16 protein-coding genes are annotated in these 24826 nt (G+C 68.7%); 4 read left to right on the plus strand and 12 right to left on the minus strand.

Annotated features, from left to right (window positions below):
• Window positions 1–100 precede the first annotated feature (100 nt).
• The 6 genes from AC731_RS00410 to xdhA form a co-directional block, all read right to left on the minus strand.
• On the minus strand, window positions 101–2740 hold the full coding sequence (locus tag AC731_RS00410) for an EAL domain-containing protein (RefSeq protein WP_048708612.1): 2640 nt from the start codon (window positions 2738–2740) through the stop codon (window positions 101–103).
• A gap of 142 nt (window positions 2741–2882) precedes the next feature.
• A complete protein-coding gene (locus tag AC731_RS00415; RefSeq protein ID WP_048708614.1) occupies window positions 2883–3815 on the minus strand; it encodes an ABC transporter permease in 933 nt (310 codons plus the stop codon).
• A gap of 13 nt (window positions 3816–3828) precedes the next feature.
• On the minus strand, window positions 3829–4893 hold the full coding sequence (locus AC731_RS00420; protein ID WP_048708615.1) for an ABC transporter permease: 1065 nt from the start codon (window positions 4891–4893) through the stop codon (window positions 3829–3831).
• A complete protein-coding gene (locus AC731_RS00425; RefSeq protein ID WP_048708617.1) occupies window positions 4886–6478 on the minus strand; it encodes an ABC transporter ATP-binding protein in 1593 nt (530 codons plus the stop codon). Before AC731_RS00425 ends, AC731_RS00420 begins: the two co-directional genes overlap by 8 nt.
• Window positions 6479–6540: 62 nt before the next feature.
• Window positions 6541–8838, minus strand: coding sequence for a xanthine dehydrogenase molybdopterin binding subunit (gene xdhB, locus AC731_RS00430; RefSeq protein ID WP_053085856.1), 2298 nt, complete (start codon window positions 8836–8838; stop codon window positions 6541–6543).
• Window positions 8835–10361 (minus strand): xanthine dehydrogenase small subunit, encoded by a 1527-nt coding sequence (gene xdhA / locus AC731_RS00435; protein WP_048708621.1) that lies wholly within the window; start codon window positions 10359–10361, stop codon window positions 8835–8837. Before xdhA ends, xdhB begins: the two co-directional genes overlap by 4 nt.
• Before the next feature lie 404 nt (window positions 10362–10765).
• Between xdhA and AC731_RS00440 the strand changes: the two genes are divergently transcribed.
• Window positions 10766–11113, plus strand: coding sequence for a hypothetical protein (locus tag AC731_RS00440; protein ID WP_038011568.1), 348 nt, complete (start codon window positions 10766–10768; stop codon window positions 11111–11113).
• A 32-nt stretch (window positions 11114–11145) separates the two neighbouring features.
• On the opposite strand, the gene AC731_RS00445 is transcribed toward AC731_RS00440, so the two are convergent.
• The 4 genes from AC731_RS00445 to AC731_RS00460 all read right to left on the minus strand — a co-directional run bounded on the left by AC731_RS00445 (window position 11146) and on the right by AC731_RS00460 (window position 17176).
• A complete protein-coding gene (locus AC731_RS00445) occupies window positions 11146–11949 on the minus strand; it encodes a tetratricopeptide repeat protein (RefSeq protein WP_048708623.1) in 804 nt (267 codons plus the stop codon).
• 261 nt (window positions 11950–12210) lie between these two features.
• Window positions 12211–15084, minus strand: coding sequence for an adenosylcobalamin-dependent ribonucleoside-diphosphate reductase (locus tag AC731_RS00450; RefSeq protein WP_038011581.1), 2874 nt, complete (start codon window positions 15082–15084; stop codon window positions 12211–12213).
• Window positions 15085–15281: 197 nt separating this feature from the next.
• The gene (locus AC731_RS00455; protein ID WP_048708625.1) at window positions 15282–16154 is read right to left on the minus strand and encodes an HDOD domain-containing protein; all 873 of its coding nucleotides are present in this window, start codon (window positions 16152–16154) and stop codon (window positions 15282–15284) included.
• Window positions 16155–16180: 26 nt separating this feature from the next.
• Window positions 16181–17176, minus strand: coding sequence for a cation diffusion facilitator family transporter (locus AC731_RS00460; RefSeq protein WP_048708627.1), 996 nt, complete (start codon window positions 17174–17176; stop codon window positions 16181–16183).
• Between the two features lie 208 nt (window positions 17177–17384).
• On the opposite strand from AC731_RS00460, the gene dsrO reads away from it, so the two are divergent.
• The 3 genes from dsrO to AC731_RS00475 are packed head-to-tail and all read left to right on the plus strand — an operon-like array spanning window position 17385 to window position 22381.
• A complete protein-coding gene (gene dsrO / locus AC731_RS00465) occupies window positions 17385–18137 on the plus strand; it encodes a sulfate reduction electron transfer complex DsrMKJOP subunit DsrO (protein ID WP_004259302.1) in 753 nt (250 codons plus the stop codon).
• Between the two features lie 22 nt (window positions 18138–18159).
• Window positions 18160–19257 (plus strand): NrfD/PsrC family molybdoenzyme membrane anchor subunit, encoded by a 1098-nt coding sequence (gene nrfD, locus AC731_RS00470; RefSeq protein WP_048708629.1) that lies wholly within the window; start codon window positions 18160–18162, stop codon window positions 19255–19257.
• A gap of 25 nt (window positions 19258–19282) precedes the next feature.
• Window positions 19283–22381: a molybdopterin dinucleotide binding domain-containing protein gene (locus tag AC731_RS00475; protein WP_048708631.1), complete on the plus strand. Its 3099-nt coding sequence runs from the start codon at window positions 19283–19285 to the stop codon at window positions 22379–22381.
• A gap of 2 nt (window positions 22382–22383) precedes the next feature.
• Here AC731_RS00475 and AC731_RS00480 read toward each other — a convergent pair whose 3' ends face one another.
• A complete protein-coding gene (locus tag AC731_RS00480) occupies window positions 22384–23013 on the minus strand; it encodes a response regulator transcription factor (protein WP_048708633.1) in 630 nt (209 codons plus the stop codon).
• Window positions 23000–24805, minus strand: a complete 1806-nt coding sequence (locus AC731_RS00485) for a sensor histidine kinase (RefSeq protein ID WP_205626615.1) — start codon at window positions 24803–24805, stop codon at window positions 23000–23002. The genes AC731_RS00480 and AC731_RS00485 overlap by 14 nt, the downstream gene beginning before the upstream one ends.
• Window positions 24806–24826 lie beyond the last annotated feature (21 nt).

The following is a 24826-nucleotide window of genomic DNA, read 5'->3' on the forward strand; positions in this document are numbered from 1 at the left end:
TACAGTGGGTGCGTTTTTTCTTTGTCTGAATCAATAAATTTGTTCTTGACGGTACGAATGCTTTTTTTAGCGCGCCTGCGGGTCGGCCTTGGGCTGCCTGTCACGCGGCGGTCTGCGGCTGACGCTGCCAGATGCGCCCCTCGAAGTCGCCGATCGCCTCCGGGCGATGGAACCTGAAGCCCTGGAAGTTGCTGCAGCCTTCGTCCAGCAGGGCTTGCACCTGGTGCGGTTCCTCGACGCCTTCGGCAATCACGCGCAGGCCGAGACTACGGGCCAGCCCTACGATGGTTCTGACGATGGCGAGGCTGCTGGCGTTGTCCGGCAGGTTCTGGACGAAGGAGCGGTCGATCTTGAGTTCGTCCAGCGGCAGGCGCTGCAGGTAGGCGAGCGAGGAGTAACCGGTGCCGAAGTCGTCGATGGAGAAGCGGATGCCCATCTCGCGCAGCGCGGTCATGGTCCGCACCGCGGTCTCCATGTCGTCCACCAGCATCGATTCGGTCAGCTCGAGGACCAGGCGGTCCGGCGGGCAGCCGGTGCGGGCCAGCAGTTCGCGCGTTTCGGTGACGAAGTCGGGCGAGTAAAGCTGCGATGCGCTGACGTTGACCGACAGGCGCAGGCTGGAGAAGCGCGCGTCGCCGGCCCAGCGCCCGAGCTGGGCGCAGGCCATCGCGATGAGCTCGCGACCGAGCGCCGGCATGAGGCCGGAGCGTTCGGCGATCGGGATGAACAGTCCGGGTGACACCATGCCGCGCACCGGATGGCGCCAGCGCGCCAGCGCCTCGACGCCATTGATGCGTCCATCGGCATCGCATTGCGCCTGGTAGTGGAGCTCGAACTGGCCTTGCGACAGGGCGTCGCGCAGGTCGTTCTCAAGCAGCAGGCGCTCCGACACCGTGCGATGCATGATCGGGTCGAAGAAGCGGATGCGGTTCTTCCCCAGGCGTTTCGATTCGTACATCGACAGATCGGCGCTCTGCATCAGCTCGTCCACGGTCTGCTCGTGGTCGCAGAACATGGCGATGCCGATGCTGGCCGTGCACACCATGCGTTGGTCGCCGATGAGATAGGGCGCGCCGAGCGTGGAGAGCAGGGCCTCCCCGAGTCGCTCGGCCGCGGCGGCGGCGGCGAGCGCGTCCTTGGGAAGCTGTTCGAGCAGGACGACGAATTCGTCTCCGCCGAAGCGGGCGACGGTGTCGGTCTCGCGCACGCTCGCCCGCAGCCGACCCGCTGCGCGGGCGAGCAGGGCGTCGCCGGCCTGGTGGCCCAGCAGGTCGTTGGTGTCCTTGAAGTCGTCGAGGTCGATGAACATCAGCGCGCCGCGCGAGCCGTCGCGGTTGCTTTGCGCGAGTGCGTGGCGCAGGCGGTCGGTGAGCAGGCGGCGGTTGGGCAGGCCGGTCAGCTGGTCGTAGAAGGCGAGGGCGTGGATCTCCTCCTCGTTCGCCTTGCTCAGCGAGATGTCGGTGAAGCTGCCCACGTAGTGCGTGACCGTGCCGGACTCGTCACGCACAGCGCTGATCGACAGGCGTTGCGGGTATACGTCGCCGTTGCGGCGGCGGTTCCAGACCTCGCCCTCCCACAAGTCGTGTGCCTTGAGCTGCTGCCACATCTCGCGATAGAAGCTCGGCCCATGGCGGCCAGACGCCAGGATTCGCGACGACTTGCCGATCACCTCGTCCGCAGCGTAGCCGGTGACCTCGGTGAAGGCCTTGTTGACGCGCAGGATGCGCGTGCCCGCATCGGTGACCAGCATGCCCTGCTGAGACTCGAAGGCGATTGCTGCGATCCGCCGCTCCTCCTCGAGCTGGGTGCGATGGGTGACGTCCTGCACGATCAGGACCACCATGCGCGGCCGCGCCTCGCTCTCGATGGCCTGGAGGCGCCCTTCGAAGATACATCGGCCTCTCGGCATGTCCAGCGCATACGTGGTGCTGACCGGCGCGCCCGAGTCGATCGTTTCCCGGATCGCGGCCATGATCTTCGATGCGGCCGGTTCGGGGAGCAGGGTGCGGATGTTCTGTCCGACCACGTCCTTGGCATCGCGGTAGAGCTGCCGCTCGTCGCGTGTCATCACCTCGACATAGCGCCCGTTCTCGTCCAGCACGAACAGGATGTCGGGTACGGCACCGGCGATCGCCCGCAGCCGCGCTTCGCGCTCCTTCAGTGCGTTCTCGTTCCGTCGGCGAACCTCCAGATCCCGCAGCAGCAGGCCGAGGAGGGCGGTCGCGGCCCCCATGATCAGCAGGTAGGGCAGGCCCAGGCGTTCGAACAGGCCGGCAATGCTCTGTCCGGGCACGAGGCCGACCAGCACGATCGAAACGCCATGCACTGCCACGCCGAAGGCGAAGAGACACTGGGGCCTGCGTGACAGCCTGCGGCCGCGCCAGGCGGCACGGTAGAGAAGGCCGAACGCCACCCCGAGCGCGATCGAGATGGTGCCGATGATCATGCCGTCGCCGCCGAGGGTGACGCGATAGATGCCCGCGATCGCGCCGGTGATCACGCCGGCGAGCGGACCGCCGAACAGACCTGCCATCGACAGGACCACCGAACGGCCATCGATGATCACGCCAGGCGCGAGCGTGATCGGAATCATCATCCCGATCACGCACACACCGCCGAACACGAGCCCGGATGCAATCTCCGCAAGCCGCGGGCGGTGCGACAGGAAGCGCAGGCAGAGCCCTTGCAGCAGGCTGAGGGCCAGCAGCAGGGCCGAGGTCTGGATCAGTTCGAGCGTCATCGGGGCCGCGGTCGAGGAGACTGAGCGCAAGCGTAATGCAGGCAGGCGCGTGTAGCCCGTAGCGGAATGCACGGCGACGGCGATAAGGCCGCAGACGATAGGGCCGCAGGCTTGATGCCTGCGGCAGGGTACGACAGCAGCTTCATGCGTCAGGCCGGTACGGTTTGCCCAGGGAGACGGGCGAGTTGAGTCGGATCGTGCCGGCGTTGCGCGAGATCGCCACCAGCACCACGATCGTCGCCCAGTACGGCAGGGACGACAGCAGTTGCGACGGGAAGTCGATCTGCAGCCCCGAGCCCTGAATGAAGAGTTGCGTGATCATCACGCCGCCGAACAGGTAGGCGCCGAGCATCACCCGAAGCGGTCGCCAGGTAGCGAACACCACCAGGGCCAGTGCGATCCAGCCGCGGCCGGCGACCATGCCTTCGGCCCACATCGGTGTGTAGAACACGGACAGGAAGGCGCCGCCGATACCGGCCATGGCGCCGCCGAACAGCACCGCCAGGTAGCGGATGCGGATCACCGGATAGCCGATGGCATGCGCCGACGCCGGCGATTCGCCCACCGCGCGCAGCACCAGGCCGGCGCGGCTGCGGTACAGGAACCACAGCAGGCCCCAGAACAGGGCCCAGGAGAAATACACCAGCGCCTGCTGGTTGTAGAGCGCCTCGCCGATCAGCGGCAGGTCGGCGATGAAGGGGATGCGGATCGGCGGCACCGCCTGCAGCGCCACCGCCTCGTAGGGTTTGCCGACGAAGGCCGCCAGGCCCACGCCGAAGATCGCCAGCGCCAGCCCGGAGGCCACCTGGTTCGCCATCAGCGTCAGCGTCAGCACGCCGAAGATCAGCGCCATCGCCATGCCCGCGCCCATGCCGGCCAGCACGCCCAGCCAGGGGTTGCCGCTCTCGTGGGTGACGGCGAAGGCGGCGACCGCGCCCATGGCCATCATGCCCTCGGCGCCGAGGTTGAGCACGCCGGCCTTCTCGCTCACCAGCAGGCCGAGCGCGACGATGATCAGCGGCGTACCCGCCACCACGGTGGCGAACAGCATCGAGGTGAAGAGGCTGGCGTCCATGTTTCGCTCGTCCTCAGGCCGCGCGGCGGCGCAGCCGCAGGCGGTAGTTGATGAACACGTCCGACCCCAGCAGGAAGAACAGCAACATGCCCTGGAACACCATCGAGATCGAACTGGGCAGGTTCAGGTACTGCTGCGCCTGCTCGCCGCCGATGTAGAGCAGCGCCATCAGCAGGCTGGCGAGGAAGATGCCGAAGGCGTTGAGGCGGCCGACGAAGGCGACGATGATCGCGGCGAAGCCGTAGCCGCTGCCGACCTTGTCGGTGAGCTGGCCCATCGGTCCGGCGACCTCGCCCATGCCGGCCAGCCCCGCTGCGGCGCCGCCCAGCAGCAGGCCGATCCAGATCATGCGCGGGGCCGAGAAGCCCGCATAGCGTGCGGCGTCCGGCGCTTCGCCCGCGACCCGCATGCGGAAGCCGGCGAAGCTGCGGTTCATGAAGGCGTAGCCCGCCACCAGCACCGCGAGCGCCAGCGCAAAACCCAGGTGCAGGCGGGTGCCCTCGAGCAGCACGGGCATCAGCGCTGCGTCGCCGAACATCTTGGTCTGCGGGAAGTTGAAGCCGTCCGGGTCCTTCCACGGTCCGAACACCAGCCACGACACGAACAGGTGCGCGACATAGACCAGCATCAGCGAGACGAGGATCTCGTTGGCGTTGAAGCGGGTGCGCAGCAGCGCCGGGATCGCCGCCCAGGCTGCACCGCCGAGGGCGCCGGCCATGATCATCGCCGGCAGCAGCAGGGCGCTCTCCGAGCCGTCGAAATACAGCGCCACCCCGGTCGCTGCCACCGCGCCGAACATGAACTGGCCTTCGGCCCCGATGTTCCACACGTTGGCACGGAAGCCGATCGCCAGACCGATCGCACACAGCATCAGCGGCGTGGCCTTGAGCAGCAATTCGGAGAGGCCGTACAGGTCCTTGACCGGGTTCAGGAAGAAGATGCGGAAACCTTCCAGCGGGTCCTTGCCGAGCGCAGAGAACACCAGCATGCCGCCGGCGAGCATCAGCACCACCGCGAGCAGCGGTGACAGGAAGGACATCAGCCGCGAGGGTTCGGCGCGGGCTTCGAGCTCAAGCATGCAAGGACTCCGCGCGGTTCGCAGGCAGCGGTTCGGAGGGTTCGTCGCCCGGCCACATGCCGCTCATCCACACGCCGATGTCCTCCACCGTCGTCTCGGACGCGGGGCGGGTGGGCGACAGCCGGCCCTTGGCGATCACGGCGATGCGGTCGCAGATCTCGAACAGCTCGTCGAGCTCTTCCGAGATGACCAGCACCGCGCAGCCGCGGTCACGCAGGTCGATCAGCGACTGGCGGATGAAGGTGGCCGCGCCCACGTCGACGCCCCAGGTGGGCTGGGCGCAGACCAGCAGCTTCGGCGCCTGCAGGATCTCGCGCCCGACGATGAACTTCTGCAGGTTGCCGCCCGACAGCGATTTGGCTGCCGCGCCGGGGCCGCCGCACTTGACGTTGAAGGCCTCGATGCAGCGCTGGGCAAAGTTGCGTGCGCGGTCGAAGCGCAGGAAGCCCCCTGCGAGCAGGCCCTGGCTGTGCGCAGCGGTCAGCAGGGCATTGTCCGCCAGTGACAGGCCGGGCACGGCGCCGCGGCCCAGGCGTTCCTCGGGCACGAAGCACAGGCCGAGCTTGCGCCGCGGGCCGGGGCTGAGCCGGCCGGCCTCGACGCCGCAGATCTGCACCGGGAATTTCTCCGCCAGCACGTCCTCGCCGGAAATCGCGCGCAGCAGTTCCTGCTGGCCGTTGCCCGACACGCCGGCGATGCCGACGATCTCGCCGGCGCGCACGTCGAGGTGGATGTCCTTGAGGTCGGTGCCGAAGGGGTCGTCGCTGGCGTGCGACAGCCCCGCCAGGCGCAGGCGCACCTCGCCATCCGTTCTGGCTGCGCCATGCTCGCAGTGCGGCAGATCCTTGCCGATCATCAGTCGTGCCATCGACTGCGGTGTTTCCTGCGCCGGAATGCATTCGCCGGTGACCTTGCCGCCGCGCAGCACGGTGGCGGTGTGGCACAGCGCCTGGATCTCGTCGAGCTTGTGGCTGATGTAGAGGATCGAGCAGCCTTCGGCCGCGAGCTGGCGCAGGGTCTCGAACAGCTTGCGCACCGCCTGCGGCGTCAGCACCGAGGTCGGCTCGTCCATGATCAGCAGGCGCGGGTTCTGCAGCAGGCAGCGGATGATCTCGACGCGCTGGCGCTCGCCCACCGACAACGCGTGGACGTGGCGGCGCGGATCGACCGGCAGGCCGTAGCGTTCGGACACCTCGGTGATGCGCTGCGCCAGTTCGTCCAGCGCCGGGTTGCCGGGCAGGGCCAGCGCCACGTTCTCGACCACGGTGAGGGTTTCGAACAGCGAGAAGTGCTGGAACACCATGCCGATACCCAGGCTACGGGCGTGTGCCGGATTCTCGACGCGGACTTCCTCGCCTTCCCAGTAGATCTGCCCGGCGCTCTGGTGCGTGACGCCGTAGATGATCTTCATCAGCGTCGATTTGCCGGCCCCGTTCTCGCCCAGGATGGCGCGGATCTCGCCGGGCCGTACCGACAGATCGACCTGGTCGTTGGCGACCACGGTCGGATAGACCTTGCTGATCCCCCGCAGCTGCAGGCGTGGTGCGGCCGGAGGCGGGACGGGTTGGGAGGTGCTCTGACTCATGGTCGGTGCATCTGCGGCATCGGCGGACGGGGCAGGTTGTGCTCGTGGGGGCGCATTGTGCCTCAAGTCCCGCGGATCTCCCGCATCGCGTCGGCGGCGCGGAGGATCGCTTCGGGCGTCGCCGGCGCATCGAGCGGCGGCGCGACGCGGTGTCCGGCGAGGCTGCCGAGCGCGTCGCGGAGGGCGAAGAACACCGAGAACGCCAGCAGCAGCGGCGGTTCACCCACCGCCTTGGAGCGCAGGATGGTGTCCTCGCGGTTGACGTTGTCGAACAGCCGCACACGGAAATCGGGCGGGCAGTCGTGGACGGCCGGAATCTTGTAGGTGGAGGGCGCGTGCGTCAGCAGGCGGCCCTCGTCGTTCCACACCAGCTCCTCCAGCGTCAGCCAGCCCAGGCCCTGCATGAAGCCGCCCTCGACCTGGCCGCGGTCGATCGCCGGGTTGATCGAGCGGCCGGCGTCGTGCAATAGGTCGGCCCGCAGCAGCGTCCATTCGCCGGTCAGGGTATCGAGCGCGACTTCGGACACCGCCGCGCCGTAGGCGAAATAGTAGAAGGGGTGGCCGGTGAGCGTGCGGGCGTCCCAGTGCAGGCCGGGGGTGGCGTAGAAACCGTCGGACCACAGCTGCACGCGGGCGACGTAGGCCTCGCGCACGAGCTGGGCGAAAGGGGTGCGTGCGGCACCGGCCTGCACCTGGTCGTCGGCGAACACCACGTCGGCGGCGGCAACGCTGGCCCGCTCGGCGGCGAACGCGGCCAGGCGGCCGCGGATGCGGCGCGCGGCGGCTTCGGCGGCCTTGCCGTTGAGGTCCGAGCCGCTCGACGCCGCCGTGGCCGAGGTGTTGGCGACCTTGCCGGTGTCGGTGGCGGTGCAGCGGATGCGCGCCAGCGGCACGCCCAGCGTGTGCGCCACCACTTGCGCGACCTTGGTGTTGAGACCCTGGCCCATCTCGGTGCCGCCGTGGTTCACCAGTACCGAGCCGTCGGTATAGACATGCACCAGCGCGCCGGCCTGGTTGAGGTGGCTGAGGTTGAAGGAGATGCCGAACTTCACCGGTGTCAGCGCCAGCCCCTTGCGTATCACCGGGCTGCCGGCGTTGAAGGCGGCAATGTTCGCGCGGCGGGCGCGGTAGTCGCTGTCTTCTTCCAGCTGCGCGACCAGGGCGTGGATGACGTTGTCGGCGACCGGCTGGCCGTAGGGCGTGGTGTCGCGGCCGGTACCGGCCTGTGCCGCGTAGAAGTTGCGCTTGCGCACGTCCAGCGGGTCCAGGCCGGTGGTGTAGGCGATGTCGTCGAGGATGTGCTCGATCGCGAAGGCGCCCTGCGGTCCGCCGAAGCCGCGGAAGGCGGTGCTCGACTGGCGGTTGGTGCGCGCGCAGCAGGCGGAGATGTCGGCCGCGGGCAGGTAGTAGGCGTTGTCGACATGGCAGACGGCGCGCGTTGCGACCGGGCCGCTGAGGTCGGCCGACCAGCCGGCGTCGAGCACCATGTCGATGCGCACGCCGTGCAGCAGGCCGTCGGCCCCGAAGCCGGCAGCCCAGTCGTAATGCACGGCGTGGCGCTTGCCGGTGACGAGCATGTCGTCGTCGCGGTCGGGTCGCAGCTTCACCGGGCGCTGCAGCCGGTGTGCGGCCAGCGCCGCGATGCAGGCGAACACGGCGGACTGCGACTCCTTGCCGCCGAAGCCGCCGCCCATGCGCCGCACCTCGACCCGCACCCTGTTGCTGGTCACGCCGAGCATGGTCGCCACGGCGTGCTGCATCTCGGTCGGGTGCTGGGTGGAGCTGTGCAGGTGCAGGTCGCCATCCTCCGTCGGCCAGGCGTAGGCGATCTGGCCCTCGAGATAGAAGTGCTCCTGCGCGCCGACCCGGGCGCGGCCGGCAAGCTGCAGCGGGGCGTCGGCGAGGGCCGCGCCGGCATCGCCGCAGGCGAGCTTGAGCGGCGGCAGCACCCAGGACTGCTGGCGGCGGGCTTCGAGCGGATCGAGCACGGCGGGCAGCGGCGCGTAATCTGCCGCGACATGGCGCGCGGCGTGGCGCGCCTGTTCGCGCGTGTCGGCGACGACGGCGAACACCGGCTGGCCGAGGTAATGGACTTCGCCCGCGGCCAGGATCGGCTCGTCGTGCAGCACGGCGCCGCAGTCGTTCAGACCGGGAATGTCGGCCGCGGTGAGCACCGCGCGTACGCCGGGCGCCGCGCGCACGGCCTCGAGGTCGAGGGCCGTGATCCGTGCATGCGCATGTGGCGACAGGCCGAGGGCGCAGTGCAGTGTGCCGGCGAGTTCGGGCAGGTCATCCACATACGGGGCGCCGCCGGTGACGTGCAGGTGGGCGGACTCGTGCGGCGGGACGGGGCGGCTCATCGCGGTGCTCCTTCGCGCAGCGCGGACACCCGGGTTGCGGTGCCGGGCAGCGGGTCCTGCGGGCGGGTTTCGAGCCAGAGGCGCCACAGCAGGTTGCGCGCCACGCGGCGGCGATAGTCGGCGCTGGCACGCAGGTCGGTGAGCGGCGCGTAGTCGGCGTCGAGCGCAGCCATCGCGGCGCGGACCGTCGCCTCGCTCCACGGCTGGCCGGCGAGGGCCGCCTCGGCGACCGTGGCGCGGCGCGGTGTCGCCGCCATGCCGCCGAAGGCAATGCGCGCGTCGTCAATCCGCGGCACGGCGCTGCTGGCAGCCGGCGCGAAACGCAGCGCGAACGCGGCGCAGACGGCGGAGATGTCGGAGTCGAAACGCTTGGCGAGCTTGTAGCTGCGGAACACCTGGCCAGCGTCGGGCAGCGGCACTTCGATCGCGGTCAGGAGCTCGTCGGGCATCATCGCGGTTTGTCGGTAGCCCATGTACAAGGCCTCCAGTGGCAGGCGACGTCGTCCGCGCACACTTGCAAGTTCGACGCTGGCGCCGAGCGCGATCAGTGCCGGCATGGAATCGCCGATGGGCGAACCGTTGGCGACATTGCCGCCGAGCGTGCCGGCGTTGCGGATCGGTGGCGAGGCGAAGCGTTCGGCAATCTCGGCCAGCTGCGGCCAGTGTGCGACCAGCGCCGACCAGGCCGCGGTGAGGCTCGCGCCGGCGCCGATGCGCAGCCGGCCATCGTGCACATCGATCCGTTTCAGCTCATCCACGGTGCCAAGATGAATGACGTCGGCGAGGTCGCGAAGCTGCTTCGTCACCCACAGGCCGATATCGGTGCAGCCGGCCAGCAGCGTCGCATTGGGCGATTCCGCGCGGGCGGCAAGCAGCGCGTCGAGCGTGCGGGGGGCGCGGAAGCGGCCTGCGGGGTGATGGAGGTCCAGGGGCGCGCCGGTGTCCAGGCTGCGCAGCCGGTCCCGCAGTGCGGCGCGGTCGAACGCTGCTGCGGGCAACTCGAACATGCGCTGCGCGGCGTCGAGGATGGGGCGGTAGCCGGTGCAGCGGCACAGGTTGCCGCTCAGCGCGCTGCGCGCGGCTTCAGTTGGCGGGCGCGATGCGTCAGCGGACGCGTTCGTGTAGTGCGCCCACAAGGACATCACGAAACCCGGGGTGCAGAAGCCGCACTGCGAGCCGTGGCAGTCGATCATGGCCTGCTGCGCCGGGTGCAGGCTGCCGTCCGCTGCGCGGATGCCCTCCACGGTGAATACCGCCTTGCCGTCGAGTGCTGGCAGGAACTGGATGCAGGCGTTGAGGGCGGCGAGGCGGACGCCGTCCGGGGCGGACGGGTCGAGTTCCCCGACGACCACCGTGCAGGCGCCGCAGTCGCCCTCGGCGCAGCCCTCCTTGGTGCCACGGAGTCCGCGCGATTCGCGCAGCCACGCCAGCAGGCTGCGGCTGGGGGCGCAGTCAGCGATCTCGACGGCCTCGTCGTTGAGCAGCAGGCGAATCGGACGTGACGGTGCGGCGGCGCGGTTCATCGGATCGACTCCTGCGGCGTGGCTGGGTTGTCGTGAAATGCGTCACGGAGACCCGTCCGGCGGGGTGAAATCGCTCGGGGATGTCGGGCTCCTGTACAGCCGAAGGTCTCAGACCGGGCGGAGCCTTGTCAATCGGGGATTTCGGACCCCTTGAACGGGGTGGCGGAGGGCGCGGGAATGAGGCCTTCAGCTGCGCTTGAATTCGTACTTTCTATCGATAAATCAGAAACTTGTTTGAAAAGACGGTTTGTCGCGCGCAGCGGGGCGGCTATACTGCAGCCATTGTGTTGCGGTGCAGCAAGTGCTGTCGCCGCACATCGGTGCTTCCCGGCTGCGCGAATGCCGGCCCGGGCTCGAAGCGACCGATGCGAACGCGCCCCTTTGCCAACTATCAGGAACCGATCATGACAACTCGCACGCATTTCATTGCTGCCGCCCTCGCGCTTGGCCTGGCGGCTGCGCCCGCCCTCGCCGAGACCGCCACCATGAAGGTTGCGCTGGCCGACTCCGCCATGCAGACCCAACCCCTGGCCGTGATGCTCGACCAGCCGACGGGCGGCGCCTTTGTTTACCTGCCGGAAGAAGGCTGGAAGTTCGCGGGCCGCAATGCAGCAGCGGGCAATGTCGACGCGCCCGTGCCGGGCGCCGGCCAGCCGGTGAGCCTGTTCGTCGATGGCCCGACCGGCTTCGTGTTCAGTTATGCCGTGGACAAGGGCTGGACCTATGCCGGCCGCGTCGGCGGCGCCGAGTAAGTCTTGTCGCGGGCGCGGCCTGTCGCGCCCGCCTAGTCCCGTGCGATCGGGCCCGACAGCGGCAGCGCCGGATCGCCCTCGGCCGCGACGGATTCTGCCTGCGCGGCCTTCAATTCGTCCGCGGACAGCTTCAGCGCGATGCTGTCGCGCTCATGCACGCCATCCATGTTCATCTGCGCGGCCGCGCGATTGAACCAGACGTAGGCCGTGATCGCGTTCTGCTCCACCCCCAGGCCGCTGCGGTAGAGCCGGCCAAGCTCCACCATGCCATCGGTGTTGCCGGCATTGGCCGACGCACGCACCCATTTCTCTGCGTACGCGTAGTTCTGCGGCACGCCCACGCCGCTGCGGTAGAGCTTGCCCAGTTGCAGCATCGCGCCCGAATGTCCGCTGGCGGCGGCACGGCTGAGCCAATGTACCGCTTCGGCGCCCGCGGCCTTGCCGTGCGAGGTGTCGAGCAGGGCGGCGCGCCCGATACGGTACTGCGCCTCGGGGTCGCCGGCCTTGGCGGCTTCGAGCGTACTCGAGGTCGGGGGCGCCTCCTGCTCTGCGGCAACGCTCGCCTCGCCGTTGTCCTCGCGGGTTAGCAGCGCGGCGGCAACCAGGCCGATGCCTGCCAGTAGCACCGCGGCGACAAGCGTCGCCAAGGAGCCCGTCCGTGGTGTGCGCATGCTGTTGCGCACCGGCAGCGCGGCGATGAAGCGATGGGAGCAGGCCAGGCAGCGGTAAGGCTGGCCGCCCGGATGGGAGAGCTTCTCTTCGTGTGAGCGCCAGCGTGACTCGCGGCAGCGGCTCGCACCACATTCGGGGCAGCAGGGCGCGGCGCGAGCGCTCATGATGTGGAATGCCTTCAGCGGTCTTCCCGGCGCCTCGGAGCGGCCCGGGTGTTTCGGGGAATACCGCGTGTGTGTGCAGCACGCGATTTCTGGGATGTGTCGAGATGCGATTCTCGATCAAACAGGGCTGCAGTTCAAGGCGGACGCGGGGTCTGGACGCGCGCGGGCCTGCGCATGGGGACGGACGATATGAAAAAGGGGTGCCGAGCGGCACCCCTTTTCAGTTGGGGGCTTGCCCCCGATTCAGCCCTGATCCCGGAATCAGCCGCAGGTCCCCACTGCACCGCAGGCCGTGCAGAAGTCGCAACCGTCCTTGCGGATCACCGTGTGGTTGCCGCATTCGGTGCACAGCGCGCCCTGCATCAGCTTGGGCTCGTTGTCGTCACGCGGCGATTCGAGAATGCCCATCTCGCGCGTCGGATAGCCCTTTTCATCCAGCACGCCGAGCATGGCGTAGCGGTGGATGATGAGCTGCGCCAGATAGGCCACGGTGCTGGGCCAGTTCTGCTGGCGGCGGGTGCCGGGCACGAAGGCCATGAAGTCGCCCAGCGGCTCGGGGTAGTCGAGCAGCTTGCGCAGCTTCATGCCGATCCAGGCCGGATCCATGACGCGCATGTCGAGCGACAGGATGCGGGTCAGGCCGTCCAGGGCGCGCGGGTAGTTGCCCGACAGCCACACCGAGTACGGGCGGGTGACGCCGTCCGGCAGGGTGATTTCCTTCAGGCCGAGCACGAAGTCTTCACTGGTGGCCGGGTTGTAGATGTCCACCGTCCACGACAGCGTGCCGTCGGTGCCGGTCTTGGGCTCTTCGAGGCTGAACAGGGTGTCGAGCACACCGTTGCTCTCGTCTTCCTTGTCGAACACGCCGAGCTTCTCGCAGCGGTAGTTGACGACCTGGGCGAAGGCCGACACCACGCCGGGCACCAGCTTCTTCTCGCCGTGCGGCGGGAAGGGCATCTCGAACGAGCGCTCGCCGACGGTGCGGGCCAGGGTGTCGAGCTTGAGCTTGAGCCAGGCGCGGTCGTTGGCGCGCATGTCCATCGACAGGGTCTTCGCCACCGCACCCAGGCCGCGCGGCTGGTCGGCGCCGTTCACCCACACTTCGAACGGGAAGGTGCCGCCATTGGTGCCGAACTGGCCGACGAACAGCGCGAAGTCGCCGGTCGGGGTGTTGAGCATGTAGGTCCAGGCCATGTTGCCGTCCGGCATCTCGGGGCGGCCGGGCCAGCGTAGGCTGGACAGCACCGGGGCGGGCAGGCTCTTGATCGACAGGCGCTTGTTGGCGTCGACGATCTCGACGTCGTGCGGCTGCTTCTGCTCGGCGGTCGGGGTCACCGACAGCACGGAGCCCAGCACGTTGTTGGGGCGGTAGGTGGCGAGGCCCTTCAGGCCGGCCTTCCACGCGGTGAGGTAGAGGTCCTCGAACTCTGCGTACGGGTAGTCCTCGGGCACGTTCACCGTCTTGGAGATGGACGTGTCGATGTAGGGCGCGACCGCGGCGACCATGTCCTTGTGCGCCTGCGCGGAGATCTCCAGCGCGGTGACGAAGGATTCCGGCAGCTTGTCCACGTTGCCGCCGAGGTGGCGGTACAGGCGCCACGCGTAGTCCTCGACCGCATACTCCTTGAAGGTGCCGTCGGCCATGCGCTTGCGGCGGGTGTAGGTGTAGGAGAAGGGCGGTTCGATGCCGTTGGAGGCGTTGTCGGCGAAGGCCAGGCTGATGGTGCCGGTGGGCGCGATCGACAGCAGGTGCGAGTTGCGGATGCCGTTCTTGCGGATCTTGTCCTTCACCTCGGCCGGCAGGCGCGAGGCGAAGTTGCCGCCCGAGAGGTACAGGTCGGCGTTGAACAGCGGGAAGGCGCCGCGCTCCTTGGCCAGGTCGGACGAGGCCAGGTAGGCGCGGTTGCGCATGAACTCGGAGATCTTGCGTGCTTCCTCGCGCGCTTCAGGGGTGTCGTAGCGCTTGCCGAGCATGATCAGCGCGTCACCCAGGCCGGTGAAGCCCAGGCCCACGCGGCGCTTGGATTGCGCTTCGGCGTGCTGTTGCGCGAGCGGCCAGTGGGTCGCTTCGAGCACGTTGTCGAGCATGCGGATGGAGACGTCGACCACCTTGCCGAAGCCGGCGTAGTCGAACTCGGCCTTGTCGGTGAACGGGTTCTTGACGAAGGGCGTGAGGTTGATCGAGCCCAGGCAGCAGCAGCCGTAGGGCGGCAGCGGCTGTTCGGCGCAGGGGTTGGTGGCCTCGATGGTCTCGCAGTAGTACAGGTTGTTGTCCTGGTTCATGCGGTCGAGGAACAGGATGCCCGGCTCGGCGTGGTCGTAGGTCGAGCGCATGACCTGGTCCCACAGTTCGCGCGCGCGCACCTTGCGGTACACCCACAGGCCGTCGTCGCGCTGGTAGGCGCCGGCGTCCTTCAGTTCTTCGGTGGGCTCGGCCTTGTGCACCAGCTCGACGTCGCCGTCGGCCTCGACGGCCTGCATGAAGGGGTCGGTGACGCCGACCGAGATGTTGAAGTTGGTGAGGTCGCCTTCGTCCTTGGCGTGGATGAATTCCTCGATGTCCGGATGGTCGCAGCGCAGCACGCCCATCTGCGCGCCGCGGCGGGCGCCGGCCGATTCGACCGTTTCGCACGAGCGGTCGAACACGCGCATGTAGGACACCGGGCCGGAGGCGTTGGAGGCCGTGCCCTTGACCAGCGCGCCCTTCGGACGGATCGACGAGAAGTCGTAACCCACGCCGCCACCGCGGCGCATGGTTTCGGCGGCCTGGGCCAGCGCGGTGTAGATGCCGGGACGGCCATCGACGGCTTCGGTCACCGAGTCGCCGACCGGCTGCACGAAGCAGTTGATCAGCGTGGCGGCCAGCGTGGTGCCCGCGGCACTGTTGATGCGGCCGGCGGGCACGAAGCCCTTTTCCTGCGCCTCGAGGAACTTCGCCTCCCAGTGGGCGCGCTTGTCTTCGGCCTCGATCGCGGCAAGGGCACGCGCGACGCGCTGGCGCACCTGCGCAACGGTCTGCTCGTCGCCCTTGGCATATTTCTCGATGAGGACTTCGCCCGAGATTTCCTGCATTGCCAGGTTAGCGGCGGTGGGCTTGACGTTGCCTTGGGTGGGTGCGCTGGTGGTCTCGCTCATGGTCTTTTTCTTCATCCGTGGGTAGTTCAGAAAACGGACTGAAGAATAGCGCCTAAACCGCGTTAGCGCAAAAAAATAAAATGCTTTAAAAACAGTCTCTTAATTGTTTCTTTTGTGTTGCATTTAAAAAAATAATACTAGATGTAGTAGCAACAAGCGGCCCGTTTCTTGTACGAAAACCCAGTGTTCTCGCGGGTTTAGAGGTCTCTGGCGACCCGGCGGGGGGCAGACGGGAAGAACAGGGACAGGTAGGCCGCGAGGTTCAGTTCGGCCTCCTCGCGCACTGCGGCGATGCATTCCGCATCGAGTTCGAGCAGGTCCCACACGGTCTGGTCGATGCGGGCGCCGACCTGTTCGCTCGACTCGCCAATCCTGTCCGCGGCGACGATGTGGCTGGCCAGGTTGAGTGCTGCGGCGTCGGCGGCGTGTTCTCCGCCGAGCCGCGGCAGCGTCTGCGCACCGATGGCTTCGGCGAAGGCTCGGGGCACCCGCCACTGGTCCATCAGCGTCGCGCCGACCTCGGCGAAGTCGCAGCCGACGATCCGCCTTTCGACGAGGTGCAGGGGCTCTCCGCCTTGCCCGGCAATCGTGCGGGCCTCCGCGGCCAGTTCCGGCGCGGTCTGGAACAGCACGAGGTGGCCGATGTCGGCCAGCAGGCCCATCACGAAACTGCGTTCCGCCGCGACCGCGCCCGTCCGTTGTGCGATGGCGTGGGACGCCAGCGCACACAGCACGCTCTCGCGCCAGAAGCGGTTCATGTCCAGCTGCGCAGGGCGGATGCCTGCGAACACCGCATGCAGCGACATCGCCAGCACGAGGTCGTGAACCTGCTGCAGGCCAAGGATCTGCACCGCGCGCACGACGTTGTCGATCTCGCCCCGATAGCCGTACATCGCGCTGTTGACCAGGCGCAGCAGCCGGGCTGTGAGGGCCGGGTCAGCCGAGACCAGGCGCGCGACCTCGAACACCGATCCGTCCGGCGACTCCAGTTGCTCGCGCACGCGTTCGTATACCGTCGGCAGCGAGGTCAGGGCTTCGATCTGGCTGACCAGTTCCTGGGCTGAATGCATGGAGGACTCCTGTTGCGTAGCGCCGATTATCCGTGATCGACCCTGGCGCTGGAATTGCGGGGCGTGAACACGAGCGGGACGGCGGGGGGCAGTTCGGGCTGCAGGGTGACGTGCTCGATGGCGAAGCGCGCGTGCAGCAGCGCCCGTTCCGCATCCAGCACGGCCTGCCATGGCTGTTCGCCGTTGAGCAGGATGTGAGCCGACAGCGCGGTGCGGCGCGAATCCAGGCTCCAGATGTGGAGGTCATGGACCGAGCGCACGCCGGGCACCGCCGCCATGCTGCGGCCCACTTCGGGCAGCGACAGGCCGTCGGGCACGCCTTCGAGCAGGGTATGCAGCACGTTGCGCAGCAGCGACAGCGTGGAGAACAGGATCAGGCCGCAGATCAGCATGGTCAGCAGCGGATCGATCGGCGTCCAGCCGGTGAACTGGATGACGAGGCCGGAGCCGAGCGCCGCCACCGAGCCGAGCAGGTCGCCCATCACGTGCAGCAGCGCGCCGCGGGTGTTGAGGTCGCCTTCGCCGCGGGTCAGCAGCCAGGCGACGGCGAGGTTGAGCACGAGGCCGCCCAGCGCCACCAGCGTCACCATCTCGCCGGCGATCTCGCGTGGCTCGAGCAGCCGAAGCACCGCCTGCCACAGCAGCAGGGCCACCACGGCGAGCATGAACAGGCTGTTGGCCAGCGCTGCGAGCGCCTCGACCCGACGCAGGCCATAGGAGTGGCGCGGACCCGTCGGGCGCAGCGCAATGCGCGCCGCAATCGCGGCCAGCCCGAGCGACAGCGCGTCGGTGACCATGTGTCCGGCGTCGCCCAGCAGCGCCAGCGAACCCGACCACCAGCCCGCCAGCGCCTCGACTGCGGCGAAGCCGAGCGTCAGCGCGAGCGCCAGCGGCAGGTAGCGGCTGGCGGCGTGGTCGTGATGGTGATGGCCGTGCCCATGTCCGCCATGCACGTGTTCGTGGTCGTGCGCGTGGGAATGGTCGTGATCGTGGTGGTGTCGTGGTTCGTGCGTCGCTGCCATGCGTTGCGGTCCCTCTTGCGGATGACGCGATTATGCGGCGCGTGGCCGGCCGTGGCACGCGGCGGGCGCGGCGGCGGGCAGGAGGGCATCGGGCAAGGGGAGGCGCAATAGGTAAAACCATCTAGCGCGCTGCCTCATTTCCCCAATTTCTGTAGGGACATCGGAGGCCTAGAGTGGCAACCACGCCAATGGCACCTGGAGTCCCGTCATGAAGTCCCGTTCCGAATCCCCTGCAATCCCGGCCTCGCCCTCGCGCCGTGCCTTCCTGCGCGGCGTGCCGGTGGTCACCGCTGCCGCGGCGATCGCGCCCACGCCGGCGATCGCCAGCACCGGCAAGCACCAGTGGGCGATGCTGATCGACGTGCGCAAGTGCATCGGCTGCCAGGCCTGCACCGTGTCCTGCATCCAGGAGAACGCGGTGCCCGAGGGCAGCTTCCGCACCGTCGTGTCGACCTACAGCGTCAAGCTCACCGACAGCGCCCAGCCCGCCGGCACCTACGTGCTGCCGCGCCTGTGCAACCATTGCGACAACCCGCCGTGCATCCCGGTGTGCCCGGTGAGCGCCACCTACAAGCGCGAGGACGGCATCGTCGCCGTCGATGGCGACCGCTGCGTGGGCTGCGCCTACTGCGTGCAGGCCTGTCCCTACGACGCGCGCTTCATCAACCACGAGACCAACAAGGCCGACAAATGCACCTTCTGCGCGCACCGCGTGGATGCCGGCCTGTTGCCCGCCTGCGTCGAGACCTGTGTCGGCGGCGCGCGCATCTTCGGCGACATCAACGACCCCGACGGCGAGCTTGCCCGCCGCCTGAAGGACGCGCAGCCGCAGTTGAAGGTGCTCAAGCCCGAGCTCGAGACCGCGCCGCGGGTGTTCTACATCGGCCTCGACGAACGCTTCACCGGCAAGGTCGAAGGCGAGGGCACGCTGTGGAAGCCCCGCAACCTGCCGCACGCCTGAACCGCACGCGAGGAGATCCATCATGAACCCGAACATCGTAGAAACCATCAACGTCGCGCGTGAAGTCGCGTGGCTGCCGTGGGCGGTGCAGTACTTCTTCCTCATCGGCCTGTCCTACGGCGCCTTCCTGCTGTCGCTGCCGGGCGTCGTCTTCCGCCGTCCGGGCTGGGCGGGCATCTCGCGCCTGGCGCTGCTTGGTGCGCTGGTGTGCGGCCTGGCCGCGCCGGTGGCATTGCTGGCCGACCTGCACCAGCCGGGCCGCTTCTGGCATTTCTATGCCTACTTCACGCCCACCTCGTGGATGTCGTGGGGGGCGTTCTTCATCCCGGTGTATCTGGTCGGCTTGCTGACCTACGCCTGGCTGGCCTTGCGTCCTGACCTGGCGCGCCATGCCGCCGCCGGCGGCAAGCTGGCCGCTGTGGCCGGCCTGCTCGCCTATGGCGGGCATGAAAGTCGCGGTGCGCTGAAGGCCGCGGCCCTGCTGGCCTTGGTCGGTGCCACGCTGGTGGCGCTGTACACGGGGGCTGAAGTGGCCGTGGTACAGGCGCGTCCGCTGTGGAACACGCCGCTGCTGCCGGTCCAGTTCGTCGTGACCGCGCTGGCCGGGGCCGCCGGTCTGGCGCTGCTGTTCAACCGCTACAGCGCCCGCAACCCGGCGAGCACCCGCAGCCTGGCGCATGTGCTGGCAGCGACCCAGCTCGTTGCGCTGGCCATCGGTGCGCTGTGGCTGGCGCTGGGACTGTCCGGCGTCTCGCCGGTCCATGCCCGGGCGCTGGCCGAAGTCGGCCCCTCGGCCAACTGGCAGCTGTCCGCCGCATGGGCGGTCGCCGCGACCGTGCTGACCCTGCTGCTGGCGTGGAAGCGCCCCGGCTCCGGCCTGCTGATCGGCCTGCTGGCACTGCATTCGGCCTGGATGATGCGCTGGTCCATCTTCATCGGCGGCCAGGAAGTGCCCAAGACCGGCGCCGGCTACTACAGCTACTCGCTGCCGCTCGGCCCCGAAGGCCTGATGGGCATCGTCGGTACCGCCGGGTTGTGCGTCTTCCTCTTCGTTCTCATCACCACCTTGCTGCCGCTCGACCGCCTCGCAGCCGGTTCCACCGACAAGGCCGGCGCCTGAGCGTGCGCGACCAAGGAGAAGCATCATGAAAATCGAACGTCGTGAAATCATCGCCGCCGGCGGCCTGGCTGCCGTCGCCGCCGGCTTCTCGCAGACCCTCGGCCGCATGGTGGCCAACTTCACCGGCCCCGAAGAAGAGAAGATCGCCGAGGGCCGCCACATCCACGGCCGCTCGGCCGCGCCGGAGTACACCGTTGATCCGGTCACCGGCGAGCTCACGCCCAACCCCGATCAGCAGGTCAGCTACACCGCCTGTCTGGGCTGCACCACGTTGTGCGGCGTTCGGGTGCGCGTCGACAAGCCCACCGGCAACATCATCCGTGTCAGCGGCAACCCTTACAGCCCGCTATCGACCGATCCGCATCTGCCGATGAAGGCCTCGGTCAAGGAAAGCCTGATCGCCCTGTCGCGCTTCCAGGACAAGGGCCTGGCGGGGCGCTCGACCGCCTGCGGTCGCGGTAATGCGGCGATGGACCAGATGAATTCGCCCTTCCGCGTGCTGACACCGCTCAAGCGCGTCGGCCCGCGCAATTCCGGCCAGTGGCAGCCGATTTCCTTCGAGCAGCTGGTGAAGGAGGTCGTCGAGGGCGGCGACCTGTTCGGCGAAGGCCATGTCGAGGGGCTGGCCGCGTTGCGCGACCTGAAGACGCCGATCGACGCCGACGCGCCCGAACTGGGGCCGCGGGTGAATCAGGTCGGCGTGCTGACCAGCGTCAACGACGGCCGCGAGGCCTTCAGCCGGCGCTTCTGGAACAAGGCCTACGGCACGCTCAACCATGTCGGCCACGGCTCGTACTGCGGCGGCGCCTACCGTTCCGGCTCGGGCGCCCTGTTCGGCGACCTCAAGGCCATGCCGCATGCTAAGCCCGACCTGTCGAATGCGGAGTTCGTGCTCTTCATCGGCACGGCGCCGGGTAACGCCGGCAACCCGTTCAAGATCACCGGCGCCAAGCTTGCCAAGGGGCGCATCGAAGGCACGCTGGACTACGTGGTGATCGATCCGGTCCTGAACAACTCCAACAACCTGGCGGCCGGCGACCGCGGGCGCTGGGTGCCGATCCGCCCGGGCACCGACGGTGCGCTGGTGATGGGCATGATGCGCTGGATGTTCGACAACGACCGGGTCAATACCGCCTATCTCGCCCATCCGAACCAGAAGGCGGCCGAAGCCGGCGGCGAGCCATCCTTCACCAACGCGAGCTGGCTGGTGATCGTGCAGGACGGGCATCCGCGTCAGGGCCGTTTCCTGCGCGGCTCGGACATCGGCATGACGGTGGCCGAGGCCGAGCGCTACAAGGACGCCGATCCCTACCTGGTGCTGGGCGCCGACGGCCAGCCGGTGCCGGCCGGCACGGCGACCGGCCCGGCGCCGCTGGAAGCGAACGGCGCGACCGTGATGCTGGGCGACAGGCCGGTGCTGCTGAAGACCGCGTTCGAGCTGCTGCGCGAATCGGCACGCACGCAAACGATTGCCGAGTACGCGGCAATCTGCGGCATTCCGGAGGAGATCATCGTCGGCCTTGCGGACGAATTCACCCGCCACGGTCGCAAGGCGAGCGCGGTGGCGCATGGCGGCATGATGGCAGGCAACGGCTTCTACAACGCCTACGCGGTGGTGACGCTCAATGCCCTGATCGGCAACCTGAACTACAAGGGCGGCTTCGTCATCAACGGCGGCGGCTTCAAGGATGCTGGTGCCGGTCCGCGCTACGACCTCGACGGTTTCCCCGGCCAGATCAAGCCTTCGGGCACGCCGCTGGGGCGCAACGTGGCTTACGAGCGCTCGGCCGAATTCGCCCGCCGCAAGGCCGAGGGCAAGGCCTACCCGGCGCGCGACGCCTGGTTCCCCAATGCCCCGGGCCTCGGCACCGAATGGTTCACCGGCGCGTTGCGCGGCTACCCCTACAACCTGAAGGCGCTGATCCTGTGGAGCTGCAACCCGATGTACGGCATCACCGGCATCCGGCCGCTGATCGAAGCGGGCCTGGCCGATCCGAAGCAGCTGCCGCTGATCATCTCGGTCGATCCGCTGATCAACGAGAGCAACACCTTTGCCGACTACATCGTGCCGGATTCGATCATGTACGAGAGCTGGGGCTGGGCTGCGTCGTGGAACGGCGTCCCAACCAAGGCCAGCACCGCGCGCTGGCCGGTGGTGGAGCCCAAGGCGGCGAAGGCGGCCGACGGCCAGCCGGTGGGCATGGAGACCTTCTACATCGCGCTCGCCAAGGCCATGGGCCTGCCGGGTTTCGGTCCGGAAGGGCTGGCCGACATGGACGGCAATCGCCTGCCGCTGGAACGCCCGGAAGACTGGTACCTGCGCGGCGGTGCCAACGTCGCCTTCGCCGGCAAGGCGCCGGTGGGCGATGCGAGCGACGAGGACCTGGCGCTGTCGGGGGTGGAGCGCATCCGCCCGGCGCTGGAGTCGGTGCTCAAGCCCGAGGAATGGCGCAAGGTGGCCTTCCTGTTCACCCGCGGCGGACGCTACCAGCCCGCCGGCGAGGCGCAGGACCCGGAACGCCCGGACTGGCAGGTGCACCGCTTCACCAAGCCGCTGTGGCTGTGGAACGACAACATCGGTGGCAGCCGCAACACGCTCACCGGCAAGCGCTTCACCGGCTGCGCGACCTGGCAGCCGCCGGCCTTCTTCGACGGTACGCCGGTGCGTGCGCTGCACACCGAGGCGGACTGGCCGCTGCAGATCGTCAGCTACAAGTCGCCGCTGCAGAACTCCTACAGCATCGCTACCCGCATCACCGGCCTGCACCCGGACAACCCGGTCATCGTGCATCCCGACGACGCGGCCCGGCTGGGCCTGCAGACCGGCGACAGCGCGCGCATCCGCACCCCGGGTGGGGCGGCCGAGTGCACCGTGATCGTGCATGAAGGCGTGATGCGCGGCGTGATGGCGATCGAGCACGGCTACGGCCACCGCGAACTGGGCGCGCGCGCCCATCGCATTGGCGATCAGTCGCAGCCCGACCGTCCGGACCTGCGCACCGGCATCAACCTTAACGATCTGGGCCTCAGCGACCCCACGCGGAACAACGAGGGCGTGTGGGTGGATGCGATCTCCGGCACGGCCGTGCGCCAGGGGATCCCCGCGCGCCTCGAGCGCGTCTGAGATCAGTCCAGCGCCGCCGGGTCCGCGCGCAGCATCAGGCGCGCGAGCTCGGCGGCGCTGCCGACGCCGGTTTTCTCCATGACGTGATGACGGTGCACATGCACCGTCTTCTCGCTGATGTCGAGCTCGCGCCCGACCAGCTTGTTGGGCAGCCCCTGCGCCACCAGGCGCGCGACCTCGCGCTCGCGCGGCGACAGGCGGTCCAGCAGTTTTCTGGCCTCTTCGCAGCGTGCCGCCCTGTCGCGCGCCTCGCAGCCGAGCTTGAGCGCCCGCCCCACGGCGTCGAGCAGGGCCTGATCCTTGAAGGGCTTCTCGAGGAAGTCGCAGGCGCCGTGCTTCATCGCCAGCACCGCCAGATCGACGTCGCCGTGGCCGGTGATGAACACGATGGGCACTGTCCAGCCGCGGCTGCGCAGCACCTGCTGCAGTTCCAGGCCGCTCATCATCGGCATGCGGATGTCGAGCACCAGACAGCCGACGACGTTGGCCTCGGGCAGGGCCGCGAGGAAATCCTCGGCCGAGGCGTGGGTGGCGACCCGCCAGCCCACCGATTCGAACAGGAACACCAGCGAGCGGCGGAAGGCGGCGTCGTCATCGACGACGTGGATGGCGAGATCTTCAGGTTCGGTCATGAGCGGGATCGTGTTTCAGTCCGGGCAGGGACAGGGTGAAGCAGGTGCCGATGCCGTCTGCAGGCGTGCCGGCGAACAGGCGCCCGCCGTGGGCTTCGGCGATGCTGCGGCAGATCGACAGGCCGAGCCCGAGGCCGTCGTCCTTGGTGGTGAAGAAGGGCTCGAACAGCCTGGCACGCGTGGCCTCGTCGATGCCGCTGCCGCGGTCGCGGACGATGATCTCGAGCCTGTCGCCGGTGGCGGCGAGCCGGATTTCGAGCGCCTGTCGCTCGGGGGGCTGGTCGCGGCTGGCGTCGTAGCCGTTCTTGAGCAGGTTCAGCAGGACCTGCTGGATCTGCAGGCGGTCGACCTCGATGCGGCTGTCCGGCGGCAGGGTGTCGGCGAAGGTGATCGCCGGCGCGCGCGCCATCATGCCGCGGAACAGGGCGATGGCCTCGGTGGCGAGTTCGACCGGCGCGACCGCCTCGCGGGCCGCGGTGCGCTTGCGCGCGAAGGCGCGGATGCGTGACAGGATGCCCGAGGCGCGTTCGGCCTGGGCGGCGATCTCGCCGGTCGCTTCGCGCAGCGCGGCGTCGGTCAGGCGGCCATTGTCGGCGCGGCGGATGATGCTGTTGGCGTAGTTGGCGATGGTGGCCAGCGGCTGGTTGAGTTCGTGGGCGAGCGTGCCCGACAGCTCGCCCAGCACCGACAGGCGGGCGAGGTGGTCGGCTTGTTCCTGCGTCGCGCGCGCGGCCGACTCCAGACGGTCGCGCTCGGCCAGTGCGGCGCTGAGGGCCGCGGTGCGCAGTTGCACCAGGTACTCGACGCGCACGGTGTACAGGATCCAGCCCAGCAGCACGAGGGCGAAACCTGCGACCCAGGGCCAGTAGCGCTGCGCCATCACCATCAGCGTGGGTTCGCGCAGGTAGGCGTAGGGACCGATCTCCAGCTTGCGGAACAGGTCATGCACCGACTGGTAGTCGGCCGGCACCGCCCAGGTCGGGTGGTCGCTGTCCGCATCCATCGACAGCAGCGCGATCGCGACCTGCCGGGCAAGCTCGGGTGGCGTGTGGCGCAGGCTGGCGAGCGGCCAGTCGGGGTAGAGCGGCGTGCTGGTGGCGCAGGGAAAGCCCGGCTCGTTGCGCGGCGCCAGCACGCGGAAGGCGCGGCCCGCCTCGCCGAGGCCCTCGAGCAGGCAGGCGCGCACGATGCCGGCGTCGGCACGGCCGCTGGCCACCGCGTCGAGCACCGTGCTCATCGGAAAGCCCACGCTCTGCAGTTCGGCGAAATCCTCGTCGGGGGACACGCCGATGTCCGCGAGCACGCCCCACGCGAGCTGAAACCCGCCGAAACCTTCCCGACCCACGATGGCGACGCGCTTGCCGCGCAGCTCGATCAGCGACTGAAGGTCGCTGCGGTCGGCGCGTACGATCACCGCCGAACCCAGCGCCCGCGCAGGCGTGCGTCCGCCGCCCGCGTCCAGCGTGAGGATGCGGCTGACGCCGAGTTCGGCCTCGAGTTCGACGTAGTGACCGGGATTGGTGACGATGAAGTCGAGCTTTCCCGCGGCAACGGCGGCACGCATGCCGGCGTGGTCGAGCTGTTCGAGCCGCACGGTCCGGCCGGGCAGCGCAGCCTCGAGGTGGTGCAGCAAGGGCGACCATTCGCCGACCGTGGCCTCCGAGCCGAGGAAGTCGAGCACGCCGATGCGGATCTCGCCGGATGTGCGCGCGGTCGCTGGCGGACTGGCCGCGAGGAGCAGCAGGGCCAGCGCGAGGCCGATTGCGCGCAACGGGTTGCAGATGGAAGGCATGGGCGCAAAATCGCCTTTTGC

Origin of the sequence: Thauera humireducens (assembly GCF_001051995.2) — a bacterium.
GTDB lineage: Bacteria > Pseudomonadota > Gammaproteobacteria > Burkholderiales > Rhodocyclaceae > Thauera > Thauera humireducens.

Excerpts from the sequence above, each read along its gene's own strand:
- AC731_RS00410 (WP_048708612.1), bottom strand. The coding sequence starts at position 2,740 with ATGACGCTCGAACTGATCCAGACCTCGGCCCTGCTGCTGGCCCTCAGC.
- AC731_RS00415 (WP_048708614.1), bottom strand. The coding sequence starts at position 3,815 with ATGGACGCCAGCCTCTTCACCTCGATGCTGTTCGCCACCGTGGTGGCG.
- AC731_RS00420 (WP_048708615.1), bottom strand. The coding sequence starts at position 4,893 with ATGCTTGAGCTCGAAGCCCGCGCCGAACCCTCGCGGCTGATGTCCTTC.
- AC731_RS00425 (WP_048708617.1), bottom strand. The coding sequence starts at position 6,478 with ATGAGTCAGAGCACCTCCCAACCCGTCCCGCCTCCGGCCGCACCACGC.
- xdhB (WP_053085856.1), bottom strand. The coding sequence starts at position 8,838 with ATGAGCCGCCCCGTCCCGCCGCACGAGTCCGCCCACCTGCACGTCACC.
- xdhA (WP_048708621.1), bottom strand. The coding sequence starts at position 10,361 with ATGAACCGCGCCGCCGCACCGTCACGTCCGATTCGCCTGCTGCTCAAC.
- AC731_RS00440 (WP_038011568.1), top strand. The coding sequence starts at position 10,766 with ATGACAACTCGCACGCATTTCATTGCTGCCGCCCTCGCGCTTGGCCTG.
- AC731_RS00445 (WP_048708623.1), bottom strand. The coding sequence starts at position 11,949 with ATGAGCGCTCGCGCCGCGCCCTGCTGCCCCGAATGTGGTGCGAGCCGC.
- AC731_RS00450 (WP_038011581.1), bottom strand. The coding sequence starts at position 15,084 with ATGAGCGAGACCACCAGCGCACCCACCCAAGGCAACGTCAAGCCCACC.
- AC731_RS00455 (WP_048708625.1), bottom strand. The coding sequence starts at position 16,154 with ATGCATTCAGCCCAGGAACTGGTCAGCCAGATCGAAGCCCTGACCTCG.
- AC731_RS00460 (WP_048708627.1), bottom strand. The coding sequence starts at position 17,176 with ATGGCAGCGACGCACGAACCACGACACCACCACGATCACGACCATTCC.
- dsrO (WP_004259302.1), top strand. The coding sequence starts at position 17,385 with ATGAAGTCCCGTTCCGAATCCCCTGCAATCCCGGCCTCGCCCTCGCGC.
- nrfD (WP_048708629.1), top strand. The coding sequence starts at position 18,160 with ATGAACCCGAACATCGTAGAAACCATCAACGTCGCGCGTGAAGTCGCG.
- AC731_RS00475 (WP_048708631.1), top strand. The coding sequence starts at position 19,283 with ATGAAAATCGAACGTCGTGAAATCATCGCCGCCGGCGGCCTGGCTGCC.
- AC731_RS00480 (WP_048708633.1), bottom strand. The coding sequence starts at position 23,013 with ATGACCGAACCTGAAGATCTCGCCATCCACGTCGTCGATGACGACGCC.
- AC731_RS00485 (WP_205626615.1), bottom strand. The coding sequence starts at position 24,805 with ATGCCTTCCATCTGCAACCCGTTGCGCGCAATCGGCCTCGCGCTGGCC.